The organism is Sphingobium sp. L-44 (assembly GCF_056859495.1).
This window is the reverse complement of sequence record NZ_JBSXOQ010000093.1, coordinates 148,921-171,582: the sequence shown is the minus strand read 5'-3', so window position 1 is coordinate 171,582 and position 22,662 is coordinate 148,921. Positions and strand designations below refer to the sequence as shown.

Annotated in this window: 21 protein-coding genes; 5 read left to right on the top strand and 16 right to left on the bottom strand. The window is 65.0% G+C overall.

Annotated features, from left to right (window positions below; translation table 11 throughout):
• Positions 1–52: 52 nt before the first annotated feature.
• The 5 genes from AC13EK_RS13715 to AC13EK_RS13695 all read right to left on the bottom strand — a co-directional run bounded on the left by AC13EK_RS13715 (position 53) and on the right by AC13EK_RS13695 (position 5,310).
• Positions 53–445 carry a hypothetical protein gene (locus tag AC13EK_RS13715; RefSeq protein WP_483022238.1) on the bottom strand — a complete coding sequence of 131 codons (393 nt, stop codon included), beginning with the start codon at positions 443–445 and terminating at the stop codon, positions 53–55.
• A 300-nt stretch (positions 446–745) separates the two neighbouring features.
• Positions 746–943, bottom strand: coding sequence for a hypothetical protein (locus AC13EK_RS13710; protein WP_069336722.1), 198 nt, complete (start codon positions 941–943; stop codon positions 746–748).
• A 127-nt stretch (positions 944–1,070) separates the two neighbouring features.
• A complete protein-coding gene (locus AC13EK_RS13705) occupies positions 1,071–2,384 on the bottom strand; it encodes an amidohydrolase family protein (RefSeq protein WP_483022237.1) in 1,314 nt (437 codons plus the stop codon).
• The gene (locus AC13EK_RS13700) at positions 2,381–3,784 is read right to left on the bottom strand and encodes an amidohydrolase (RefSeq protein WP_004211332.1); all 1,404 of its coding nucleotides are present in this window, start codon (positions 3,782–3,784) and stop codon (positions 2,381–2,383) included. The genes AC13EK_RS13705 and AC13EK_RS13700 overlap by 4 nt, the downstream gene beginning before the upstream one ends.
• A complete protein-coding gene (locus AC13EK_RS13695; protein WP_069336723.1) occupies positions 3,781–5,310 on the bottom strand; it encodes a peptide MFS transporter in 1,530 nt (509 codons plus the stop codon). Before AC13EK_RS13695 ends, AC13EK_RS13700 begins: the two co-directional genes overlap by 4 nt.
• Positions 5,311–5,474: 164 nt before the next feature.
• On the opposite strand from AC13EK_RS13695, the gene AC13EK_RS13690 reads away from it, so the two are divergent.
• Together AC13EK_RS13690 and AC13EK_RS13685 are read left to right on the top strand one after the other, a co-directional pair.
• The gene (locus AC13EK_RS13690; protein ID WP_037511276.1) at positions 5,475–6,053 is read left to right on the top strand and encodes a nitroreductase family protein; all 579 of its coding nucleotides are present in this window, start codon (positions 5,475–5,477) and stop codon (positions 6,051–6,053) included.
• A 73-nt stretch (positions 6,054–6,126) separates the two neighbouring features.
• Positions 6,127–6,471 carry a GntR family transcriptional regulator gene (locus tag AC13EK_RS13685; RefSeq protein WP_069336724.1) on the top strand — a complete coding sequence of 115 codons (345 nt, stop codon included), beginning with the start codon at positions 6,127–6,129 and terminating at the stop codon, positions 6,469–6,471.
• Positions 6,472–6,503: 32 nt separating this feature from the next.
• Here the strand turns inward: AC13EK_RS13685 and AC13EK_RS13680 are convergent, their stop codons facing one another.
• The 8 genes from AC13EK_RS13680 to AC13EK_RS13645 all read right to left on the bottom strand — a co-directional run bounded on the left by AC13EK_RS13680 (position 6,504) and on the right by AC13EK_RS13645 (position 15,759).
• Positions 6,504–8,519, bottom strand: coding sequence for a tetratricopeptide repeat protein (locus AC13EK_RS13680; protein ID WP_277788117.1), 2,016 nt, complete (start codon positions 8,517–8,519; stop codon positions 6,504–6,506).
• Between the two features lie 3 nt (positions 8,520–8,522).
• Positions 8,523–9,887, bottom strand: coding sequence for a PEP-CTERM-box response regulator transcription factor (prsR, locus tag AC13EK_RS13675; protein ID WP_277788118.1), 1,365 nt, complete (start codon positions 9,885–9,887; stop codon positions 8,523–8,525).
• On the bottom strand, positions 9,887–11,968 hold the full coding sequence (prsK, locus tag AC13EK_RS13670) for an XrtA/PEP-CTERM system histidine kinase PrsK (protein ID WP_069336728.1): 2,082 nt from the start codon (positions 11,966–11,968) through the stop codon (positions 9,887–9,889). Before prsK ends, prsR begins: the two co-directional genes overlap by 1 nt.
• A 10-nt stretch (positions 11,969–11,978) precedes the next feature.
• Positions 11,979–13,367, bottom strand: a complete 1,389-nt coding sequence (locus AC13EK_RS13665) for a TIGR03013 family XrtA/PEP-CTERM system glycosyltransferase (protein WP_069336729.1) — start codon at positions 13,365–13,367, stop codon at positions 11,979–11,981.
• A 205-nt stretch (positions 13,368–13,572) separates the two neighbouring features.
• The gene (locus tag AC13EK_RS13660; RefSeq protein WP_004211319.1) at positions 13,573–13,830 is read right to left on the bottom strand and encodes a hypothetical protein; all 258 of its coding nucleotides are present in this window, start codon (positions 13,828–13,830) and stop codon (positions 13,573–13,575) included.
• Between the two features lie 82 nt (positions 13,831–13,912).
• The gene (locus AC13EK_RS13655) at positions 13,913–14,659 is read right to left on the bottom strand and encodes a sigma-70 family RNA polymerase sigma factor (protein ID WP_376745005.1); all 747 of its coding nucleotides are present in this window, start codon (positions 14,657–14,659) and stop codon (positions 13,913–13,915) included.
• 82 nt (positions 14,660–14,741) lie between these two features.
• A complete protein-coding gene (locus tag AC13EK_RS13650) occupies positions 14,742–14,873 on the bottom strand; it encodes a hypothetical protein (protein WP_004211316.1) in 132 nt (43 codons plus the stop codon).
• Between the two features lie 91 nt (positions 14,874–14,964).
• A complete protein-coding gene (locus AC13EK_RS13645; protein ID WP_004211315.1) occupies positions 14,965–15,759 on the bottom strand; it encodes a response regulator in 795 nt (264 codons plus the stop codon).
• Between the two features lie 377 nt (positions 15,760–16,136).
• On the opposite strand from AC13EK_RS13645, the gene AC13EK_RS13640 reads away from it, so the two are divergent.
• Positions 16,137–16,286, top strand: a complete 150-nt coding sequence (locus tag AC13EK_RS13640; protein ID WP_234906575.1) for a NepR family anti-sigma factor — start codon at positions 16,137–16,139, stop codon at positions 16,284–16,286.
• A gap of 59 nt (positions 16,287–16,345) precedes the next feature.
• On the top strand, positions 16,346–17,899 hold the full coding sequence (locus tag AC13EK_RS13635) for a sensor histidine kinase (protein ID WP_069336731.1): 1,554 nt from the start codon (positions 16,346–16,348) through the stop codon (positions 17,897–17,899).
• Positions 17,900–17,906: 7 nt separating this feature from the next.
• Here AC13EK_RS13635 and tgt read toward each other — a convergent pair whose 3' ends face one another.
• Both tgt and AC13EK_RS13625 read right to left on the bottom strand, forming a co-directional pair.
• Positions 17,907–19,037, bottom strand: a complete 1,131-nt coding sequence (gene tgt / locus AC13EK_RS13630) for a tRNA guanosine(34) transglycosylase Tgt (RefSeq protein ID WP_017502261.1) — start codon at positions 19,035–19,037, stop codon at positions 17,907–17,909.
• Between the two features lie 59 nt (positions 19,038–19,096).
• Positions 19,097–19,279, bottom strand: coding sequence for a hypothetical protein (locus tag AC13EK_RS13625; protein WP_004211308.1), 183 nt, complete (start codon positions 19,277–19,279; stop codon positions 19,097–19,099).
• Between the two features lie 235 nt (positions 19,280–19,514).
• Here AC13EK_RS13625 and AC13EK_RS13620 point away from each other — a divergent pair, with 235 nt between their 5' ends.
• Positions 19,515–20,450: a crotonase/enoyl-CoA hydratase family protein gene (locus AC13EK_RS13620; RefSeq protein ID WP_069336732.1), complete on the top strand. Its 936-nt coding sequence runs from the start codon at positions 19,515–19,517 to the stop codon at positions 20,448–20,450.
• A 3-nt stretch (positions 20,451–20,453) separates the two neighbouring features.
• Here the strand turns inward: AC13EK_RS13620 and AC13EK_RS13615 are convergent, their stop codons facing one another.
• Entirely contained in the window at positions 20,454–22,445 is a 1,992-nt protein-coding gene (locus AC13EK_RS13615) for a putative bifunctional diguanylate cyclase/phosphodiesterase (protein ID WP_069336733.1), read from the bottom strand.
• Positions 22,446–22,662 lie beyond the last annotated feature (217 nt).

Genomic DNA, 22,662 nt, shown 5'->3' with positions numbered 1-22,662 from the left:
ACATGCAGATCGAGGGCATGGCCGCCCTTGCCACACCCATAACCGAGGAGGTTCAGCCGCTACAGATTACACCCAAGGCCGCCTGAAAATGCAGCCCGATGGCCAGCACCGAAATTACACCACATTGACGGACGTGACCGTCTCCAAGCTTAGCAGCACGCGCCAGCCAATACCGATATCCGTGAAGATCACGTCCATTGAATGCGTTCATAGCAAGATGCTGCGCGGCGGTTAGGTGGCTACGGCGAAATGCTCGATAGGCAAGACCAGCTTGGCCAAATGGATTGGCAAGGCTACCGGGCTTGTCGAATGTGCTGCCAAGTTCCGTCATCGCTAATGGATCGCGCTGAACGGAAAGGTGCCAGATTATAGGCATAGCATAGCCAGTTTTGTGATTGTCGCGGATACCCCAATATCGATCCCAGAGACGATCATTTTTGCTCATAGCTCATCAATGCCATTCACATCGAACGTCCGCAATCAGGAACAATTCCCGAGTGTGGACAGCACAAAATGGTCGCAGGCCGCCCTACCCACATACGTCTGCTGGAATTGACCCGGCATCCCGCCTTTCTATGCAACGGATAAAGAAGCGGGACCCCGGCTCAAGGCCGGGGTGACGATGGCAGCTTATGGTCGTTTCGAGATCATCTGCTGCTGTTGGTTATTAGCCGCCAAAGCCCGACATCGTCATTGCTTTGCTGCGTTCGCAATGATGCCAGACTATCCTAGTCTTTCGTGCTGCCTAGAACAGGCTGCCGTCTATATCCGGCTCGGGGCTGTCTTGCATGCCTCTGGTCTGGATGGCCATTTCGACTTCGCCGGCCAGCAGAGCGGCGTCGTTGCCGGTGAAGCCGCTTTCGACATCGATCAGATCATCCAGTTTGAAGCGGGCGGCAAATATCTGGAACCGCTCGAGGGCTTCGTTCAGTTCATCGGGCATGGGGCCTCTCCTATCGCGGTTGCGTCCTGCCCAAACGAGGCAGGGTTGCCTTTGGTGCCATGGCCCCCACATTTTGCCGGCAGATGTGCGCGGCATGAAAAAGGGAGCCGTGGCCCCCTTCCCCATCTTACCATTCATAGGCCTTGGGCAGGCTGCCCTCGGCCGGGGTGGCGTAGCGGTCGCGCAGCTTGGTCTGGCGATTGTCGATCGGCTGCTGGATGCCGTCGATCCACACCGCGACCGGCGCCGATTCCATTTCCAGCGGGTCGCCGTCCCAGATCACCACATCGCCCGCCTTGCCGGCCTTGAGCGAGCCGATCCGGTCGCCCAGCCCCATCGCCTCGGCCGGGGCGGAAGTGATGCTGCGCAGCGCCTGGCCCCAGCTGAGGCCAGTGGCGCCCGGCACCTTGTTGAGGGCGACCATATTGCCCGCCTGCTGGGTGGCGAGGCGCAGTTGCAGCGCTTCGTCCCGGTCCATCAGGCCCATGGCGACGGGCACGCCGGCCTTGACCATGCGGCCGACATTGCTCTGGGTCGCGGCCAGCTTCTCGAAGCTGGAGGGCAGGTCGTCGAGCCCGCCGGCGATCACCGGCACCTTGGCGGCGGCGATCTGGCTGGCGACCATCCAGCCCTCGGTCGCGCCGGCGAGGATCAGTTTCAGCGCCGGGAAGTCCTTCCGGAGCGCCAGCACGCCGAGAATGTCGCGCGCGCTTTCGACATGGATCATCAGCGGCATGGCGCCGGTGACGACCGGGACCAGCGCCTCGGCATCGACCCGGTTGAGCAGCGCGTCCTTCGACCGGCCATCATAGCTGGCCGGGGCCCTGGCATAATCCTGCGCCTCGCGCAGCATCATCTTGAAGGTGAGGTAACCCGCCGGTCGGCTGCCGCCGGCATCCTCCGCCCCCTCTTCGCCCATCTCGACATATTGGAAGGCGCGCGCCTTGGTGATCGGGTCCATATCGGCACCCAGATCGACCACCGCGCCCTGCCCGGCAAAGATGCCGTTGCCGGTCGCGGGCACGACCACCGCGCGGGTCACGCCGGCGGTGCGGCTGATCGCGATCGGATTGGCGAGCGGGTTGATCGCCGGCGCAACATCGATCGCGGCCGAGAAGGGCGTGCGGGCGTTGATGTCGTTGGTTTCCTTGACGCCGGGCACTTCGGCCAGGCCGACGCGCGAGAAGCCCGAGACGATGCCGGGCGTCACCCATTTGCCGCTGGCGTCGATGGTCTTGGCGCCGGCCGGCACGGCGACGCCGGCCCCGGCGGCCACCACCTTGCCCGCGGAAATGACCACGGTGCCATTCTGGATCGGTTCCGACCCGTCCCCGATCGCCAGGGTGGCGCCGGTAATCGCGATGGTCTGGGCCAGGGCCATGGGCGAGGCGGCAATGGCGAGCAGCGCGGCGGCGGCGCGGATTGCGGTCTTCATCGTCATTTCACGTCTCCCGCGCCGATCTGGCCGAGTTCGAAGTCGGTTACCGGGCGCCGCTTGGGATCATTGGCGTCATAGAGCAGGGCGCCGTCGACCCAGACCTTTTCCGGCCGGGTATAGGTGCTGAACGGATTGCCGTTCCACAGCACGACGTCGGCCATCTTGCCGACCTTCAGGCTGCCGGTCTGGTCGGCGATGCCCATCGCCTTGGCCGGGTTGATGGCGAGCCAGGTCCAGGCGATCTCGTCAGGGATATTGATGCCCATGCGACGGCCCGCGCCCAATGCCTTGGCCGCTTCCTGGTTCAGGCGCTGGATGCCATTTTCGTCATCGGAATGGACGATGGCGCAGGCGCCGGCCTGGTGGACGAGCGGGACATTTTCCTTGATCCCGTCATAGGCTTCCATCTTGAAGCCATACCAGTCGCCCCACATGGCGGCGCAGATGCCGTTCTCGCGCAGCAGGTCGGCGATCTTGTACGCCTCGACCGCGTGGTGGAAGGCGGTGACCTTGTAGCCGAACTCCTTCGACATATCGATCACATTGGCCATCTCGTCGGCGCGGTAGCAATGGTTCTGGACCAGGATCTTGCCTTCCAGCGCGTCGGCCAGCGTCTCCATGCCCAGGTCACGGGTCTGGTCCTTACCGGCGGCGCGCTTCTTCTGATATTCGCGCGCCTTGATCCAGGTCTGGCGATCGACCGCCATATTGCCCATGCGGGTGCTGGGTTCGCGGCCCTTGGCGCCGTAGACGCGCTTGGGATTTTCGCCACAGGCCATCTTCAGGCCATAGGGTGCGCCGGGGAACTTCATCCCCTGCATGGTGCGGGCCTGGACATTCTTCAGGATCACGCTGCGGCCGCCGAACAGATTGCCCGACCCCGGCAGGATCTGAAGCGTGGTGACGCCGCCATTGGCGAGCGCGCGACCGAAACCGGGATCCTGCGGCCAGACCGAATGTTCGGCCCAGACATGGGGCGTGACCGGCGAGGTCATTTCATTGCCGTCCGAATGCGCGTCCACGGCAGGCGAGGGATAGACGCCGAGATGGCTGTGAATGTCGATGACGCCGGGCGTCACATATTTGCCGGTGCCGTCGAACACCGCGATGTCGGCCGGGATCGGCGTGTCAGGGCCGCCGATCGAGGTGATCTTGCCACCCGACAGGAAGACGACGCCCTTGTCGATCCGCCCGCCCTCACCATCGAAGATGGTCGCGCCGCGGATCGCCGTGGCGACGCCCGGATAGGGCTTGTAGGTGGAAGGGTAAGGATTGTCCGGCTCGGCCGAACTGCCCTGCGACGCCGGTGCGGGCTGATCCTTTTCCTTCCTGGCGACCGCCGGCGCGGTCATGCCGGTCGCGACCAGCGCCAGCCCCAGCAGCAGCTTGCTGCGTGCGTTCATGCCTGTTTCCCCTTTTCAGCGGCAATGAGATCGAGATGCATCATGCGTTTCACATAGGGCGAGACCAGCAGCACCAGGCCGCCGACCACCACGGAAAACCAGCCGATGCGGCTGTAGACGTCCAGCACCTGGGTCACGTCGCCCGCCTCGCCGCTGCCGGTGGCGCGCGCGATCAGGCCGGCGATGAAATTGCCCGCGGCCATCGCCAGGAACCAGGTGCCCATCACCAGCCCGACCATGTTCGACACCGACAGGCGCGTCATCGCCGACAGGCCGACCGGCGAGAAGCAGAGTTCCGCCATGGTGTGGAGCAGATAGATGAGGAAGACGAAGATCACCGGCGTCAGCGACTGGCCGGCCATCGCCGCGCCCGCGACCAGCACCAGGAAGCCGGCACCGCACAGGATGAGGCCGATGCCGAACTTGGCGGGCGAGGATGGCTCCAGCCGGCGCTTGTCGAGGAAGGTCCACAGCACCGCGAACAGCGGCGCGAGCAGGATGATGTAGATGGAGTTGACCGACTGGAACAAAGAGGCCGGCACGTCCCAGCCCAGGATGACGCGATCGACATTGCGGTCGGTGAAGATGTTGAGCGAGGAACCGGTCTGTTCGAACAGGCCCCAGAAGAGCGGATTGAGCGCGATCAGGAAGAGCGCGGCGAACATCCGGTCGCGCTCCACCCTGGTCAGCACCGTGACCGAGCGCCAAAGGATGTAGGCGACCGTCAGGGCCGAGAAGATCAGCAGCGTATAGCCCAGCAGTTCGGCATAGCGGATGACCATCCAGATCGCCGCCACGCCCAGCGCGGCGCTGGCATAGATGGTCCATTCCTGCGAGATCGTGCCGATCGCCGGCGCGCGCAGCTTTTCCGGCGCAGGCGGCTCGCCCTTGCCCAGCAGCCAGGGCCGCAGCCAGACGAACATGACGAGGCCGAGCAGCATGCCGACGCCGGCGGCGCCGAAGCCCCAGCTCCAGCCCCACAGCTCGCCCAGCAGGCCGCAGACAATCGGTCCGCTGGCGCCGCCCAGGTTGATGCCCATGTAGAAGATGGAGAAGGCCGGGTCGCGGCGATGATCGTCACGGGGATAAAGTTCGCCCACCAGCACCGAGATATTGGCCTTCAGGAAACCGGTACCGACGATGATGCTGGCCAGCGCCAGATAGAAGCCGTTGAGATAGAAGGCATCCTGTCCCCCCGGCCCTTCGGTGATGGCGATCAGGAAATGGCCGATGGCGATGAATACGCCGCCCACCAGCACCGCCTTGCGCGGGCCCAGGAACCGGTCGGCCAGATAGCCGCCTATCACCGGGGTGATATAGACCAGCGAGGTATAGGCGCCGTAGAGGATATAGGCCTTGTCCTCGCCGAACAGGAAATGTTTGGTGAGGTAGAAAATCAGGATGGCACGCATGCCATAATAGGAAAAACGTTCCCACATTTCCGCGAAGAACAGCAGGAACAGGCCGCGCGGATGGCCGAGCCAGGTCTTGCCTGCCTCCGCCGGTACGGTGATTGCGGTCGCCATCGGACCCCCTTGAAATTGTCTTTTTGTGCCGGCCGGCAAGAGCGGCGGCGTTATGGCGCGGACCCTAGAGGGGAAAGGTGGGCAGAGTCAAAGCAGGGTTGAAGCGATAGGAAGTGCGCCCTTCGCCCTTGCGCCCGGCGGCAAAGCGTCCCATTTGGCAACCGATGTTCAACGACCTTTCCAGCCCCCTCACCCTGCTGCAGACCCGCCGTTCCGGCAAGCCGCGTGACCTGATCGCGCCCGGCCCGGACGATGCGCAGCTGCGCCAGATCCTCGAAGTCGCGCTGCGCACGCCCGATCATGGCAAGCTGGCGCCCTGGCGCTTCGTGATCGTGCCGCAGGACAAAAGGGAAAAGCTGGCCGCGCTGCTGGAGGCCGCCTATCGCGCCGAGAAGCCGGAGGCCGGACGGCTGGAGATCGAGGCGATGCACCAGTTCGCGCATCAGGCGCCGACATTAGTCGTAGCGCTGTCCAAGCCGGTGGCGGGCAGCAAGATTCCGGTCTGGGAACAGGAATTGTCGGCCGGCGCCGCGATCATGAACCTGCTGCACGCCACCCATGCGCTGGGCTTTGCCGGCGGCTGGCTGACCGGATGGCCGAGCTTCAATGACGATGTGCGCGACGCCTTTGGCAGCGCGGACGAGCGGCTGGCCGGATTCGTCTTCATCGGCACGCCCTCACGCGCGCTGGAAGAGCGACCCCGGCCAGATTATAACGATATCGTATCGACATGGGACAGATAATTGCCGAAAATACGGGCTTTCACGTAACAAGATCCATTGACCTGCACGGCTGTATTATGGCACTGATGCACTTATGAGCGACGAATCCAAACCCGTCTATCTCCGCCTCCGCGAGATCATTGCCGCCTCCATCCTGGATGGGGACTATCGCGATGGCGACCTCCTCCCTTCGGTCCGCGCCTTTGCCGCGCAGCAGGGCGCCAATCCGCTGACCGTCGCCAAGGCCTATCAGAGCTTTCAGGATGACGGTCTGGTCGTCGTGAAGCGCGGCGTGGGCATGTTCGTCGCCGATGGCGCGACCCGCAAGCTGCGCGAGGCGGAACGCAGCCGCTTCCTGGAAAGCGTCTGGCCGCCGGTCGCAGCGCAAATCCGGCGGCTGGGCATCCGGCTCGAAGAACTGGACAGCCAGAAGGTCTGAAGAAGAGCGCCCCACGGGGCGCTTTTTTTTTTTTACAAGGAAGCGAGCGCCTTCACCGCCTGCTGGCGATCGGGGAAATGGGCGGCGGCCGCGCGCGACAAAGCGCGCTTCGCCTCCGCCTTGCGCCCGGCGGCGGCATAGGCCTGCCCCAGATGGAACTGGAAAGGCGGGTTATGCGGCGCGAGGGCGACCGCCTTTTCGAGCAGGTCGATCGCCGCCGGACCCTTGGCATCGGTGCGCAGCAGCACCAGACCATAGATATCGGCGGTGACCGGATTGGCCGGCATCAGGCGATAGGCCTGGGCGGCATAGAGGCGCGCCTTGCCGGGCGATCCCGTTTCCAGGCTCGCGCGGGCCAGGTCGGCCATCAGCAGCGCATCATGGCCGCCCGTCTGCGCTTCCACCGCCTGCAACAGACGCAGCGCGCCGCGCCAGTCATGCGCCTGCATCGCCGCCCCGGCCGCCAGCCGCTGCATCTCCACATCCATCGGGTTCTGCGCCAGGAACAGGCGGATAAGTTGCAGCGCGCGGGCAGGATCGCCCGCCGCGCTCCAGGCCGCGACCAGCCGCAGCGCAGCATTGCGATCGAACCGGATATTGGCCGCCGCCTCGAAACTGCGGGCGGCATCGGCGGGCCGACCGGCAGCGACCAGCGCATCGCCCAGCACGACATGGGCGGCCGGCGCGCCGGGATTGGCGCGCGCCAGCAGCCCGGCGCGGTCAACCGCCTCGCCCGTGCGCCCCTGCATCAGCAACGCGCGGATATAGGGGATATTGTCGGCCGCGGTGGCGACATCGGCCGGCGGCGTCATGACGGCGTTCGTACCGCCCAGCAGGTCCGACGAGGGACGCACCGGCCAGGAGGCGCGGGCCAGCAACGCATCGGCCTGCGCGCGATCTCCCAGTTGCTCCTGCGCGCGGGCAGCCAGCGTCAGCACATAGGGATCGGCATCATGGCGATCGACAAGGGGCGCGAGCGTCGCCGCCGTGCCGGCATAGTCTCCGGTCAGATAGGATGCGCGGGCCAGCAGCGTGCGCGCCACGCGATTGTCGGGCTGCATCGCCACCAACGGCGCCAGCGCATCGGTTGCCAGCACGGCATTGCCATCCGACAGGTGCAGCACGCCGCGCAGCAACCGGGTCGCCGGTTCGCCATCCAGCCGGCCATCGGTGCGCGCCAGCAGGGTGCGGGCAAGATCGATCTGGCTGGCGCGGGCAGCGATCACCGCCTGCAGGAACCAGGCACGCGGATTGCCGGGATCAAGCGCCAGGATGCGCCGGCTGACGCTGAGCGCGCGGCTCGCGCGGCCGGCATCGGCCAGCGTCGCGGCATATTCGGTGAGCGGGGCAAGCGCATTGGGATGATCGTCGAGCGCCCGTTCGAACCAGGGCAGCGCCGCCACCAGCCCATATTGATCGCGGATCAGCATGCCGCGCAGGGTCAACGCATCCGGATCGCCCGGTGCCAGCGCCAATGCCTTGTCCGCGGCCGCGATCGCCCCGGCCTGGTCGCCCAATGTCAGGCGGAACCGGCCGAGATCGATCCAGGTCCGTGCTTCGCGCGGGGCGAGACGCAGCGCATCGTCAAAGGCGCGCTGCGCGGCGTCATTGTCGCCCTTGGCCTGCCATGCGCGGGCGGCGACACGGGCGGCCTCGGCCGACTTGCCTTCGCTAGCCTGCACCGCGCGCAGGGCGCCATCGGCATCGCCCTGCAACAGCAGCGCCTGCGCCAGCAGCCCATTTATGTCCGCGACGCTGGCGCCCAGCTTGCGCGCGCGCAGCAGATCGGCCTGCGCCCCGGCGCCATCGCCCAATTGCACCAGCGCGCGGGCATGGCCCAGCCGCGCCGGAAGCGATGCCGGATTGCCGCGAATGGCGTTCATCAGCTCGATCCGGGCCGTGCGCGCATCGCCGGCATCCAGCGCGGCAAGTCCGCGCGCGAGCGCCGCACTGCCGTCCGCCTCATGCACGCGCCACTGCCACAGGCCGGCCAGCGCCAGCAGCAGCAGGGCGAGGCCCGCCAGCAGGATCAGGCGTGAGCGCCGCATCGATCAGCCCTGCATCTTATATTGTTTGAGCAGGTCATAGAGGGTCGGCCGGCTGATCCCCAATATCTTGGCGGCGCTGGAAATATTGCCGTCGGTACGGGCGATCGCCCGGCGAATGGCGCGTCGATCGGCCATTTCGCGGGCGGCCTTGAGATTGACGACCTCGCTGCCTTCGGCCCGATCACCGTCAAGGTCGAGATCGGCCGCCGTCACATGCTTGCCATCCGCCATGATGACCGCGCGCTTCACGCGATTTTCCAGTTCGCGCACATTGCCCGGCCAGCCCCAGGCATCGAGTGCGGCGAGCGCATCGGGGGCGAAGCCCTTGACCTGCGGGTTCATGTCCTGCGCGAAGCGGGTGAGGAAATGGCGCGCGAGCAGCGCCGGATCGCCCGGCCGGTCGCGCAGCGCGGGGATGCGGATGACGATCTCGGCCAGGCGATAATAGAGATCCTCACGGAAGCTGGCGGCGGCGATCATCGCGTCGAGATCCTGATGGGTGGCGCACACGATGCGCGTGTCCACCGCGATCGGCTGGCGCCCGCCGATCCGTTCAATCACCCTTTCCTGCAGGAAGCGCAGCAGTTTCACCTGCAAGGGCAGCGGAATGTCGCCAACCTCGTCCAGGAACAGGGTGCCGCCCTGCGCCTGCTCGATCTTGCCGGGGGTGGTCTTGACCGCGCCGGTGAAGGCGCCCTTTTCATGCCCGAACAGTTCTGATTCCAGCAGGGTTTCGGGGATGGCCGCGCAATTGATCGCGACGAAGGCACCGCCGCGACGCGGGCTGGCATCATGCAGACCCTGCGCCAGCAATTCCTTGCCGGTGCCGCTGGCGCCCAGCAGCATGACCGAGACATCGGCGCTGGCGACCCGCTCGATCGTGCGGGCGACCCGCATCATCTCCGGCGCGCCGGTAATCATCCGGCCGAGCACCCTGCACCCCTCCGGCGCGGCTTCGGCGAGGCGGGCATTTTCCTGCTCCAGCGCGTGGACGTGGAAGGCGCGGCGCACGATCAGGCCCAGTTCGTCGATATCGACCGGCTTCTGGTAGAAATCATAGGCACCGCCGGAAATGGCATTGAGCGCGCTTTCCCGTGCGCCATGGCCCGACGCCACGATCACCTTGGTATCGGGCTTGATGCGCAATATCTCCTCCAGCGTGGCAAAGCCCTCGCTGGTGCCGTCCGGGTCCGGCGGCAGGCCCAGGTCGAGCGTCACCACATCGGGCGCCTCCATCCGCAGCATCTCGATCGCTTCCAGCCGGTCGCCGGCGATGAACAGCTGATAATCCTCATAGGCCCAGCGCAATTGCCGCTGCAGGCCGGGATCATCCTCGACGATCAGCAATTTGGGGCGGGTGTCGCTCATCAGGCGGCCTTTCCTTGAACATCATCGCGCGCCGGCGCGGGCGCCAGCGGCAGGCGCAGGGTGAAACGGCTCCCCACGCCGGGTTTGCTTTCCACGTCGATCCGCCCGCCCATCGCCTCGGCCAGGCTGCGCGCCTCGAAGGCGCCGAGGCCAAAGCCGCCGGCCTTACTGGACGAAAAGGGCTTGAACAGATCGCGGCGGATAAATTCGGCGGTCATGCCGCAGCCCTGATCGACCACGGCCAGCGTCGCCTGGCCATGCGCACTGCCCAGATGCAGTTCGACCGGTCGGTCGGCATCACTGGCGTCGATCGCATTTTGCAGCAGATGAACCAGTATCTGCTCGACCCGCGCCGGATCGGCGAGCGCGACCGGCACGTCACCGCTGACGGTGATGGCGCGCAGGCGGGCGCGGCTGCGCACGACCTGATCGACCAGCGGCCCCAGCGCCACCGGGCGCGGCTCTTCGGGCCGGCCCTTGTTATGCTGCGACAGGCGGGCGAGCATGTCGTTCATCTTGCCCACCGACTCCTTGAGCGTCAGCAGCATGTCGGCGCGGAAATCGGGATTGTCGGCGTGCCGCTCGGCATTGCGCGAGAGCAGCGACAATTGGCTGACCAGATTCTTGATGTCATGCGCGATGAAGGCGAAGCGGCGGTTGAACTCGTCGAAGCGCTGGGCGTCGTCGAGCGCCTGCTGCCCCTGCGCCTCGCTGATATGGGTCGCCGCCTGGCGCCCGGCAGCGCGCAGCATGTCGAAATCCTCCCAGTCGAGGCGGCGGTCGATCGGCGGCGGCGCAAGCAGGATCGCGCCGATCAGCCGGCCATAATGGAGCAGCGGCACCAACGCCCAGACATGGGCATCCTCGATCAGCCAAAGCGGCAGGTCGAAGGTGGCGTCGCCATCGCGGATGCGACCGACATCGACGATCCAGCCGCTTCCTTCCCAGCTTTCCAGCTGATCGAGCGGCAGGGACAGGCCGGCGATCGGCTCCTGCGGCCAGTTCCATTGCGCCTCGAACGCCAGCCGACCGTCATCGGTGCGCAGCAGCAACAGCGCGGCAGGGGAATCGGTGATGTCGGCGACCGCCTTGGCCACCCGCTCGCCCAGCGGCGGGGCATTTTCGCCCGGACGGCCGATGGTTTCGCCAAAGCGCATCCATTCGGTGCGATAGTCGTAGCGATGCTGGAAGAAATGCTTGGCGACCTGCACCTTCCACAGCGCGCGCATCTGTGGCGAGGGCAGCAGGACGAGCGCGGTCACCGCCACGAAGAAGACCGCGCCGATCTCCACCACCCGCGCATAGGGGCCGGCGATCATCTCGATCAGCACCGCCGCCGCGGTCAGCACCACGACATAGAGGCCGACCGCGACCAGCGAGAGCGACTGGAAGGCGATGGTGCGCGACAATTGCAGGCGGCCGGCCATTTCCTTGCGCATGCCGATGGCGATGACCGGCGCCAGCAGCGCCATAAGCGGCCCGCGCAGCGCATAGAGTTCGTTGACCCGGTCCATCGCGAAATAGCCGATGACATAGAGATTGAGGTCATAGGTCCACATCGCCGCCAGCGCGCCGAGCAGCAGCGACACCCGCCCGCGATCGCGCGAAGGCCAGGCGGTGTAAAGATGATGGACCAGCAGCAGGCAGCCAATCGCGGTCATCATCCGCAGCACTAGCGACACCGCTACCAACATCTGGTGCAGGTCGCTGCGGACCGGCAATTGCCGCCAAGTGAGATCGGTCGAGGTCTGAAGGAAGATGAGGCCAGCAACGGCGAGATAGACGAGGCCGACGGCGACCAGTGCGCCGCTGCGCGAGGCCGGGCCGCGCCGCAGCATGACGAACAGCAGCATCAGCCAGGCGGCGTTGCGGACGCTTTCCCCGATGCCCGACAGCGGCTTGTCGACGCCGCCAAACGAGACATAAAGCGCCCAGCAGGAGGTCAGCAGCAGCGCGCTGGCGAGCATGCGCGGCTCGGCCGCATCGTCCCGGCGCCGCAGGATGAAGATGCCAAGCGCGGCGAACAGGACCGCGGCCAGTGCATGGCCCCAGTCGCCGATGAATTGCAGCAGCGCGCTCATGGCCTGCCGCTCAGCGTGCGCCGTCGGGCCAGAGGATCACCCGCACCGTCTGGATCAGGATCAGCAGGTCCAGGAAGGGCGTGTAATTCTTGGCATAATAAAGATCATATTCGAGCTTGTGGCGGGCATCCTCGATCGACGCGCCATAGGGATAGTTGATCTGCGCCCAGCCGGTGATGCCCGGCTTTACCATGTGCCGTTCGGCATAATAGCGCAGATGCTGTTCCAGATCCTCGACGAACTGGCGCCGTTCGGGGCGCGGGCCGACGAAGCTCATCTCGCCCTTCAGCACGGTCCAACTCTGCGGCAGTTCGTCGATGCGCAGCTTGCGCAGCCAATAGCCCAGCCGCGTGATGCGCGGATCGTCCTTCTCCGCCCAGACCGCCTGGCCCTTGACCTCCGCATCCTGGCGCATGGTGCGCAGCTTCACGATCCAGAATTCCTGGCCATAGAGGCCGACGCGCTGCTGCCGATAGAAAGCCGGACCACGGCTGTCGAGCTTCACCAGCAAGGCGGCGATCAGGATGATCGGACCGGTCAGCAGCAGCAGGATCGAGCTGGCGATGATGTCGAAGATGCGCTTGGCGATGCTGGACAGGCGACGACCGGCGGAAAAACCGTCGGAAAAGATCAGCCAGCTGGGATTGACGCTGTCGAGATCGACGCGCCCGGTCTCGCGCTCCAGGAAGGTCGACAGGTCGTTCACATGGACGCCGGTGGTCTTGATCCGCAGCAGGTCGGACATGGGGATGGCGTTGCGCCGTTCCTCCAGCGCCAGCACGACCTCGCTGGCGTTCAGACGCACCACATAATCGGACATGTTATAGATGGCGGTGCGGTTGATCGCTTCCTCCACCACCTGGTCGCCGTCATTCATGGCTATATAGCCGACCACCAGGAAACCGGCGCCGCGCTTCTGTTCCAGGTCGCGGATGCGGTTGGCACGCCGGCCGGCGCCCAGCACGACAAGGCGGCGCTTGAACGCCTCCCCGCCGAGCAGCGACCCCAGCAGCATGCGGGCCAGCAGCAGCAGCCCCATCGCCAGCCCCATCGCGTAGAGCGAATTGGAGCGCCACAGGGTGATGCCGGGCAGCAGGAAATACATGACCGAGAGGAAGATGACGCCGAGCGAGATGGCGACGAGCAGGCGGGCGAAGGCGAAGCGGATCGATTGCAGCGCTTCGGGGCTGTAGACGCCGACCGCGATCATGCCGGTCTGGATGGCGAAGGCGAAGCTCAGCAGCGGGCCGATGCGGGTCGCGATCGGCTCGACATCCATGCCGATCTGGTGCGCGCGCAGGATCCAGCCCGCTTCCGCCGCGCCGATCAGCAGCAGGAAATCGAGCAGGCCGAGCAGCAGCACCGCATGAGGGACATAATGTTTGAACAGCCTGATCATCGTATCGCGCTTCTTCCCGCAGCACCGCCCCTCCGGTCGGGAAGGGCCGCCAACTGGAGTCGGCCCAGCCTTACAACAAGCTGTAAGGAAATCCGACAGGGCTCAGACCCTGCCTGAAAATGGCAAAGAAAATCTGAAGATGGCGCCAGTGACTGTAAATCAAGGCGACACCGGATCGCCTTGCCCCGCCCGATCGCAAGGAGGTTCAGTTGTTGTTGCGCAGCTTGTCCGCGGCATTGCGCGCGGCTTCACCCACGATCCGGGCACCATTATCGACCGAATCCGCCGCCTGGGTAATGGCGTCGGCGCGACGATCCTCCCGGCTTTCGTTGGTGAGGTAGAAGAAACCGATCGCCAGGATCAGGGCCAGCGCCACCAGCGCGAAGACGATGCCGCCGCTGCCCTGCGGACGATCCGAGCGTCGCCCGGTCCGATCCTGTCGATGTTGCGGGTCGCTGCCCATGGCTTCCATCCTTCCCATGGCATTTCAACCGACAAGCCGGGCGGATCGTTCCCGATCACGCCGGGGCAAGTGCATCCCGCCCTCAATCCTCGGCGGTCTTGTCCCCGATGTCGTCATCGCCGTCGTCGTCGGCACCATGGTCGACCAGATTGTCGGAGATGCGACCACGGCTCAGGCGATCGACATCGTCCATGATCTCGTCCAGCACCGCCGTATCGGTCGTTTCCTGCGTCCGGCGCGAGGGCAGCGCGCCCTCCTCCAATATCTGTTCGAGCGCGGCGCGACCGCGGGCCACGCGGCTCTTGATCGTGCCGACCGCGACACCGCAGATTTCCGCCGCTTCCTCATAGGCGAAGCCACCCGCGCCGACGAGGATCAATGCCTCGCGTTGGGGCTGGGGCAATTGCAGCAGGGCGCGCTGCATGTCGCTGAGTTCGACATGCTTGTCCTGCCCCGCAGGCGCGGCAAGCAGCCGGTCGGCGGTCAGGTCGTCCCAATCGCCGCGGAAACGCGAGCGGCGCATCTGCGAGAGATAATGATTGCGCAGGATGATGAAGGTCCAGGCGCGCATGTTGGTGCCGGCCTGGAAGCGGGCACGGGCGGCCCAGGCCTTGAGCAGGGTTTCCTGGACAAGATCGTCGGCGGTGTCGCGATTGCCCGACAGGGATCGCCCGAAGGCGCGCAGATGCGGAATGACCGCGGCCAGTTCCCGCTTGAACTCGCCGTCCGACAGTGCCTCGCGCGGCGCCTGGTTCAGCCCTTCATCCACGGCAGCAACCCCCGTTTCGACTGTCGCCCTCGCTGCATGAACCGAAGTCGTCAAAGCCATATATGCATCCGCACCCTAGTTCGATTACCGCCAAAGGCCAATTCCCAAGATACCCCTAGAAACGCCCATTTTTTCCACTGCCTTACCGCCAGAGAACCAGCAGCATCACGATCACGGCCAGTGCGAGCGAAATGCCCAGCACATAGCGAACGACGTGCGGCGTGGCGCCGCCCCGTGCGTCCTGCGTGGAGATATGCTGCTCCTCGTCGGCCATCGGCCCTCTCCGAATCGTTACGCATATTTAACGCGTTAAAGCCGGGAGGGTTCCGCCGACCGTCACAAGGATCGGCCGGCGGAAAGACAGGTCAGGCCGGGGCGGTCGCTTCGTCGAAGAAAAGCGCCTGCGAGATCGCGGCCTTGACCGTCGAGCGCTGGAACGGCTTGGTGATGAGGAAGGTCGGCTCGGGCCGTTCGCCGGTCAGCAGCCGTTCGGGGAAAGCAGTGATGAAGATCACCGGCACCGAGAATTCGGCGAGAATGTCCTTCACCGCGTCGATGCCGCTCGAATCATCGGCCAACTGGATATCGGCCAGCACCAGGCCGGGCCGTTCCGCCAGCGCCTCACGCACCGCATCCTCGCGGGTGACGGCAATGGCGGTCACGTCATGACCAAGGTCGCGCACGATCGTCTCGATATCCATCGCGATGATCGGCTCATCCTCGATGATGAGAACCTTGGCACGGGTCTGCGCCTCGATCTCCTCCAGCGCTTCCTCGACCAGGGCTTCGACATCGGCGGTGTCGAGGCCGATCAGATAGCCGGCATCTTCCGTCGTGAAGCCTTCGAGCGCGGTCAGCAGCAGCGCCTGGCGCGGCAGCGGGGTCAGCCGGGCCAGTCGGGCATGGGCGATCGCCTCCTGCCCGATCGAGCCAGAGAAGCCGGGCTCGTCATCAAGGTGCGAGGACGACCAGATCGCATGGAAGGTCTTGTAGAGGCCGAGGCGAGGATCGACACCGCTGGGAAACTCCTCCGGCGCGGCGACGATAGCTTCGAGCGTGGCGCGGACATAGGCATCGCCATGAGTCTGACTGCCCGTCAGCGCACGCGCATAGCGCCGCAAGAAAGGAAGATGGGGGTGCAGTTGCTGTCCAAGCGACATCGGTAAGTCTTCTCCCTGCCCTGTCGGGCCTGTTGTCCGAAACATCGGCTCCGCCGGAGGATGGGATGATGATGCCGCGCTGGCAAGCCCCTCTCCCCCTGCCGCCGAATGACCGACGGTGCAAAAAATGCTTCGAATGCCGGAACCGTCGACACCAAGATTTGTTTCACTCTCGTTCGGTTTTTTCGACGGTAACGGCTTTTTGGTGAAATTTGCCCAGCTTGGTGAATTGACGCCGCTATGCGTTGCGGCGAAATAGCGGACAGGCTGGCGTCACGGATTTAGCTTCAAAGGGGCTGATTTTGGTTTCTTCAACAACGGAACGGGACAGGATGGGAGGGGATATTGACGTCGGCACGACCATCCGCGACCGCGACATGAAGACTGCGCCCGAACCACGCAAGCGCCGCGCGGCCGCGAAAAAGGACGAGGCCCAGGTGTCCCAGGTGCTCAAGTCCGTCTATCAGCGCACGGTCGACGAAGATATTCCCGCCGAAATGCTGGACCTGCTCAGCAAACTGGACTGATCAATGCTGGTCGGGGCGGCATTTCCCTGCCGCCCATACAAGGACCCTCTCGATCCCCCATGACTATGTTCGGCGTCTATCTCCGGTCCACCGGCGTCAAGATGTTCCTCATCCTGACGCTCGCGCTGCTGCCGCTGGGGCTGATCGCACTGGTGGCGTCGCTGCAGGCGATTCGCACCGCCGACCTGGAGAAGGAAGCGCTGCTGCGTGTCGCCGTGACCCAGAGCGCGCGCAAGCTGACCGCCGATCTCAACGCCGATCGCACCGCGCTGGGCCTGACCGTCAATGCGCTGGCCGATGGCAAGGCAGACGGCGAAATCTGCAACCGCCTCTCCTTTTTCCTTACCGCGCAGGACCGCAGCGGCATCCGATTCTATATCTACGACCGGTCGGGCAAGAAGCTGTGCGGATCGACCACGCCGGAGCCGGCCGGCATTCCGCCCACGCGCCGCTTCATCGGTCCGCGTGTCGAACTGCTGTCGTCCGGCGACTTCCTGCTGTCGCGCACCCACAGCCATGACAATCGCGTCGCGGCGCTGGCCTATTATTCGCGGCCGCATCTCGAAAGCGTCGCCGATCCCGCGACCGCGCTGCAGAACCGGCAACTGAGCCTGCGCCAGGGCGAGCGGCAGATGATCGTCAGCCGCCCCGGCAGCCGGATCGACGGCCATAGCAGCAGCCTGTCCGCCCGGCTCGACCCGCCCGACATATTGCTGACCATGACGGTGCGCGAGCCGCCGGCGACGATCGCCCGATTGCTGTCGCTGTTCCTGCCGCTGGTGATGTGGTTCGCGGCCGCGGCGATCGGCTGGTTCGTGGTCAATCGGCTGCTGATCCGCCCGCTGGTGCTGCTGCGGCGCCAGGTGGCCGCCTATCAGCCCGGCGAAGTGCTGGAGCCGTTGCGGCGCATCCGCACCCCCGCGCACGAGATCAGCGACCTGGGCGACACCTTTCGCGAGATCAGCGAGGATGTCGCGACCCATGAGGCGGAAATGGCCGCCGCGCTCGACACCCAGCGCAAGCTGACGCGCGAGGTGCATCATCGGGTCAAGAACAACCTGCAGATCATCGCCAGCCTGATCAGCCTGCACGCCCGGTCGGCGCATGAGCCCGAAGCAGTTTCGGCCTATGGGTCGATCCAGCGCCGGGTCGACGCCCTGTCGGTCGTCCATCGCAACCATTTTGCCGAGTTGGAGGACAATCGCGGCGTCGGCGTGCGTCCGCTGATCAGCGAATTGTCCGCCAGCCTGCGCGGCACCGCCCCGTATGAGGCGCGCCGTTTCGGCATCCAGATCGACAGCGACGATGATCTGCACATCAGCCAGGATGTCGCCGTTCCGGTCGCCTTCCTGGTGACCGAACTGGTCGAACTGGCGATGCTGTCCGATCCGCGCGCGACGATGCGGATTTCGGTGCATCTGGAGGCCGATCGGAACGACCGCGCCCTGTTGCAGATGGCGTCGCCCGCGCTGCGCGCCGGGCCGGAAATGACTTTATTGCTGAACGAACGTTATGGCCGGGTGCTGACCGGCCTGTCGCGCCAGCTCCGCTCCCCGCTCGATCATGATGCCGAAGCGGGCTGCTACAGCATAGCGATCAGCGTCATTCCCTGAAAAAGCGTCAGACCCGCTGATAGTCGCGGCGGAAATCGGTCGTGAAGGTCGACAATGTGCCGGCCGCGATATTGTCGCGCAGGCCCTGCATCAGTTCCTGATAGAAGTGGATGTTATGCTGGGTCATCAGCATCGCGCCCAGCATCTCGCCCGACTTCACCAGATGATGGAGATAGGCGCGGCTCCAGGTCGCGCAGACCGGGCAGCCGCAGCGCGGATCGAGCGGGCCCAGATCCTCGTTGAACTTGGCGTTGCGGATGTTGAGCGGGCCGGCCCAGGTGAAGGCTTGACCATTGCGGCCCGACCGGGTCGGCAGCACGCAGTCGAACATGTCGATGCCGCGCTCCACGGCACCGACGATATCGTCGGGCTTGCCCACGCCCATCAGGTAGCGCGGCTTGTCCTGCGGCAGCATGTCGGGCGCGAAGTCGAGCGTGGCGAACATCGCCTCCTGCCCTTCGCCCACTGCCAGGCCGCCCACGGCATAGCCGTCAAAGCCGATCTCGATCAGCTTTTCCGCCGAAATCTTGCGCAGCCCTTCGTTGAGCGAGCCCTGCTGGATGCCGAACAGCGCCGCACGCTCGGCATGGTCGCCGCCCGCATCGAAGCCATCGCGCGAGCGCTTGGCCCAGCGCATCGATCGCTCCATCGACTTGGCAGCTTCATCATGGGTGCAGCCATTCTTGGTGCATTCGTCAAAGGCCATGACGATGTCGCTGTCGAGCAGCCGCTGGATCTCCATCGAGCGCTCGGGGCTGAGCATATGCTTGGAGCCGTCGAGATGGCTGGAGAAGGCGACCCCCTCCTCGCTCATCTTGGTAAGGGCGCTGAGGCTCATCACCTGATAGCCGCCGCTGTCGGTCAGGATCGGCCGGTCCCACCCCATGAAGCCGTGCAGCCCGCCCAGCCGCGCCATGCGTTCGGCGCCGGGGCGCAGCATCAGATGATAGGTATTGCCCAGGATGATGTCGGCGCCGGTGGCGCGCACTTCGGCCGGGCGCATTGCCTTGACGGTGGCGGCGGTGCCGACCGGCATGAAGGCGGGCGTGCGAATCTCGCCGCGGCGCATCTGGATCGTGCCGGTGCGGGCCTTGCCGTCGGTGGCGGCGATCGAGAAGGAAAAGCGGGGCTTGGTCATCGCCGCGCTCTAGGAGCGAACGCCCGCGCGCACAAGAGCAGCGCGGTCGGACCGCCGTTTCAGCCGGCCCGGCGGACGCCGTCGAACAGGGTCATCGCGTCGATGTCGAACCCCTCGACCCGGCGATAGCGGCCGATGAAGCGCAGACAATCGGTGGACAGGCGCAAGGTCCAGGGTTGGCCCTGAGCATCCTGTAGCGTGAGTGTCACATTCTTGCGAGCCGGAAGGCGATGCATGTCCATGCGATCGCTCTAATTAACAATGGTTAACAAAGGGCTGAGCAGAGGGGCTGAAAAGCGGAAACGAAAATTTCTGTTGCGATATCGCAACAACAATCTCCATTTCGGCGCATTTACCGCGCTTTCCGGGCAACAGTTGCGGATAAAAATGGTTAATGATCTGTCAACTATTTGTCCCGCACTGCATCATAAGCGCCGACCGTCGAAGGTTCAGATTCAAGAGAAAAATGGGGCGCACATGATTGATTCAGGACGCTTTAGTGCAGCTGACGAGCGCGCGACCGAGGTCGAAGCGGCATTCGAGATCGAAAGCTTTGGCGAGGATGCCGTAACGTCATCCCCCACCCCTTCCCAACTGTTCGACCTGGGCCAGATCGACGTGCAGTGGGAGGCCGAATCCGAAACACTCTGGGCGTTCATGACGCCGGCCAATCGACCCAATTTCAGCATGACCATGCTGCGCGACGTCCGCTACTGGTATGCCGAGACCAAGCGGCTGTTCGATGCCGGCCAATTGCCGGTCAAATATATGGTCGCGGGTTCCCGCTTCCCCGGCGTGTTCAACCTGGGCGGCGACCTGGAACTGTTCGCCGGCTGCATCGAACGCGGCGACCTGCCCGGCCTGGTCCAATATGGCCATGCCTGCATCGACGTGGTCCATCGCACCTGGCGCAACGGCGACATGCCGGTGGTATCGATCGCGCTGGCGCAGGGCGATGCGCTGGGCGGCGGGTTCGAGGCGCTGCTCTGTTTCGACGTGGTGATCGCCGAGCGCAGCGCCCGTTTCGGCCTGCCGGAAATGCTGTTCGGCCTGTTCCCCGGCATGGGCGCCTATTCGATCCTGTCGCGCAAGCTGGGCCGGCTGGCGGCCGAACGCATGATCCTGTCGGGCAAGGTCTTCACCGCGGAAGAGATGCTCGACATGGGCATCGTCCATACGCTGGTCGAGGATGGCGAGGGGGAAGCGGCGGTGCGTGATTTCGTCACCCGCAATCGCCCGCACCATGCCGGCCATGTCGGCGTCTATGAAGCCGGGCGCCGGGTCGATCCGCTGCACCATGACGAACTGAAGGATATTGTCGAGAATTGGGCCGCTTCGGCGCTCAAGACCGACCTCAAGGATATCCGCATGATGCGCCGGCTGGCGTCGGCCCAGACGCGCCTGACCAAATAAGGATCAGGCCAGGCGGCGCTGGCGGATCAGCGCCGCCATGTCATGGACATCGGCCCTGTTGCGGTTGAGCAGGGCCTGCAACTCGCCGATCGGGACCGGTCGGCTGAGGACGAAGCCCTGGACGTTGGTGAAGCCGGTTTCGCGGGCGTAGCGCAACTGTTCCTCGGTCTCGATCCCCTCGGCCACCGTTTCCACCTCCAGCGCGCGGGCCAGATAGGCGACGGACTGGGCAATCGCCCGGTCGCGGGGATTTTCGCCGACGCCGCGCATGAAGCTCTGATCGACCTTGATCGTGTCGAACTCATGGGTGCGCAAAGCGCCCAGCGAGGAATAGCCGGTGCCGAAATCGTCGAGCGCCAGGCGCAGGCCGATGCGGCGCAATTCGCTGAGGATCAGATGGGTCCGGCGATCATCTTCCAGGAAGATGGATTCGGTGACTTCCAGTTCCAGCCGGCGGGCCTTGAGGCCCGACTGGAGCAAAGCGGAAATGACGGCGCGCGGCAGGCCGTCGGTCTTGATGAGTGCGGGCGAGATATTGACCGCGACCCGGATATCCTCGTCCCAGCCCATCGCGTCGCGGCACGCCTGGGCCAGCGCCCAGTTGGTCATCGGCTCGATCAGGGCCGAGCTTTCGGCGATCGGGATGAACTCGGCCGGGGAAATCCAGCCCAGTTCGGGATGCTGCCAGCGCATCAGCGCCTCGCAGATGGTGATCCGGCCAGTCTCGGTATCGAAGATCGGCTGATAATGAAGTTGCAGCTCGCCATTGGCGAGCGCGCTGCGCAGCCCCGTCTCCAGCTCATAGGTGCGGTTCTGCCGCTCCTTCATGGTCCAGTCGAACTGGGCATGGCGGTTTCGGCCCGCATGCTTGGCCTTGTAGAGCGCCAGATCGGCATGCTGCAGCAGTTCGTCGCCATCAGCGCCATCTTCCGGTGCGACGGCAATGCCCATCGAGGCGGAGATGGTCAGGTGATGGCCGCCAACTTCGAAATCGCCGGCAAGAATGCGGGTGATGTCGCCGGCGATCACTTCGGCCTGGATGCGGCTGACGCCGGGGCAGATCAGCACGAACTCGTCGCCGCCGAAACGCGCGACATGACCACGCCGGTCGAGCGCACGGGTCAGCCGTTCAGCCACCTGGCACAGCAGCTGGTCGCCGACGATATGACCCAGCGTGTCGTTGATTTCCTTGAACCGGTCGAGGTCCATCCACAGGACGGCGGTCTGATCCGCATCGGAAATGCGATTGTCGAACAGGTCGCGCAGCCGCATCTGCATCGCCATGCGGTTTTCCACGCCGGTCAGGCTGTCATAACGGGCCAGCCGCTCGAACTTGATCGCGAGGTTGCTCTTCTCCTGCTTGCCCTGCATCGCTTCCAGCACGATGCGGTGCGTGGTCTTGGTGATTTCCGCCATGGCGAAGATCATCAGGAAGCAGAGCACGCCAAGGACGACATAGCCGACGCCACCAGCGATCAGCAGGCCGATGGAGGTCGGCAGCATGGTGAAGCAGGTCTGGCCGACCGCGACATGGACCCGGCCGGCATTGCGGCCGGAAATGCCGCCCGCATAGGAGGCGACCATGCCGACGGCCAGCACATGCAGGGTCGCATCCTGGCTGATCGTCAGGGTCGCGAGCGATTGAAGCCCGAGCAGCGCGGCATAGATCCAGGCCCCCATTTCATAGGCGACCCCCCAGATCGGACGCGCCGGACCATCCTGATGCGCCAGCGCGCGCTGGAAATAGACGGCGGAAATGGAGCGACTGATTCCCACGATCAGGACCAGCGCGGCGATGATGTGCATGGTCAGGACATGGGCCTGCCACGCGATCACGAGACTGAGCGAACCTCCTGAAATCGCGCCAGAAAGCAGCGATGCCGGAGAGGCATAAAGCGCTTTGACGAGGCTGTCCTGCACCTCAGCATTCTGCTGGGTACGGGGCGCAAAGCGCGCGCGCAGGACTGCGCACAGATGGCGGACGAGGCGTGACACGTGCCAGCATAGTGGCGGATCAGCCTTGAGATTTGGTAAACCAGATGCCCACCAAAGCAGATCAATTCCGCTGCCCGATCAACAATATCCCCCTACCACTCCCCGGCCAGGGCACCGCCATATGGGACCGGAAACGGGCTGTAGGACAGCGGAAACGACGGGCATGAAAAAGGCCGGTGGATCGCTCCACCGGCCCCTTTCTTGTCGCATAAGCGAG

Excerpts from the sequence above, each read along its gene's own strand:
- AC13EK_RS13715 (WP_483022238.1), bottom strand. The coding sequence starts at position 445 with ATGAGCAAAAATGATCGTCTCTGGGATCGATATTGGGGTATCCGCGAC.
- AC13EK_RS13710 (WP_069336722.1), bottom strand. The coding sequence starts at position 943 with ATGCCCGATGAACTGAACGAAGCCCTCGAGCGGTTCCAGATATTTGCC.
- AC13EK_RS13705 (WP_483022237.1), bottom strand. The coding sequence starts at position 2,384 with ATGACGATGAAGACCGCAATCCGCGCCGCCGCCGCGCTGCTCGCCATT.
- AC13EK_RS13700 (WP_004211332.1), bottom strand. The coding sequence starts at position 3,784 with ATGAACGCACGCAGCAAGCTGCTGCTGGGGCTGGCGCTGGTCGCGACC.
- AC13EK_RS13695 (WP_069336723.1), bottom strand. The coding sequence starts at position 5,310 with ATGGCGACCGCAATCACCGTACCGGCGGAGGCAGGCAAGACCTGGCTC.
- AC13EK_RS13690 (WP_037511276.1), top strand. The coding sequence starts at position 5,475 with ATGTTCAACGACCTTTCCAGCCCCCTCACCCTGCTGCAGACCCGCCGT.
- AC13EK_RS13685 (WP_069336724.1), top strand. The coding sequence starts at position 6,127 with ATGAGCGACGAATCCAAACCCGTCTATCTCCGCCTCCGCGAGATCATT.
- AC13EK_RS13680 (WP_277788117.1), bottom strand. The coding sequence starts at position 8,519 with ATGCGGCGCTCACGCCTGATCCTGCTGGCGGGCCTCGCCCTGCTGCTG.
- prsR (WP_277788118.1), bottom strand. The coding sequence starts at position 9,887 with ATGAGCGACACCCGCCCCAAATTGCTGATCGTCGAGGATGATCCCGGC.
- prsK (WP_069336728.1), bottom strand. The coding sequence starts at position 11,968 with ATGAGCGCGCTGCTGCAATTCATCGGCGACTGGGGCCATGCACTGGCC.
- AC13EK_RS13665 (WP_069336729.1), bottom strand. The coding sequence starts at position 13,367 with ATGATCAGGCTGTTCAAACATTATGTCCCTCATGCGGTGCTGCTGCTC.
- AC13EK_RS13660 (WP_004211319.1), bottom strand. The coding sequence starts at position 13,830 with ATGGGCAGCGACCCGCAACATCGACAGGATCGGACCGGGCGACGCTCG.
- AC13EK_RS13655 (WP_376745005.1), bottom strand. The coding sequence starts at position 14,659 with ATGGCTTTGACGACTTCGGTTCATGCAGCGAGGGCGACAGTCGAAACG.
- AC13EK_RS13650 (WP_004211316.1), bottom strand. The coding sequence starts at position 14,873 with ATGGCCGACGAGGAGCAGCATATCTCCACGCAGGACGCACGGGGCGGC.
- AC13EK_RS13645 (WP_004211315.1), bottom strand. The coding sequence starts at position 15,759 with ATGTCGCTTGGACAGCAACTGCACCCCCATCTTCCTTTCTTGCGGCGC.
- AC13EK_RS13640 (WP_234906575.1), top strand. The coding sequence starts at position 16,137 with ATGAAGACTGCGCCCGAACCACGCAAGCGCCGCGCGGCCGCGAAAAAG.
- AC13EK_RS13635 (WP_069336731.1), top strand. The coding sequence starts at position 16,346 with ATGACTATGTTCGGCGTCTATCTCCGGTCCACCGGCGTCAAGATGTTC.
- tgt (WP_017502261.1), bottom strand. The coding sequence starts at position 19,037 with ATGACCAAGCCCCGCTTTTCCTTCTCGATCGCCGCCACCGACGGCAAG.
- AC13EK_RS13625 (WP_004211308.1), bottom strand. The coding sequence starts at position 19,279 with ATGGACATGCATCGCCTTCCGGCTCGCAAGAATGTGACACTCACGCTA.
- AC13EK_RS13620 (WP_069336732.1), top strand. The coding sequence starts at position 19,515 with ATGATTGATTCAGGACGCTTTAGTGCAGCTGACGAGCGCGCGACCGAG.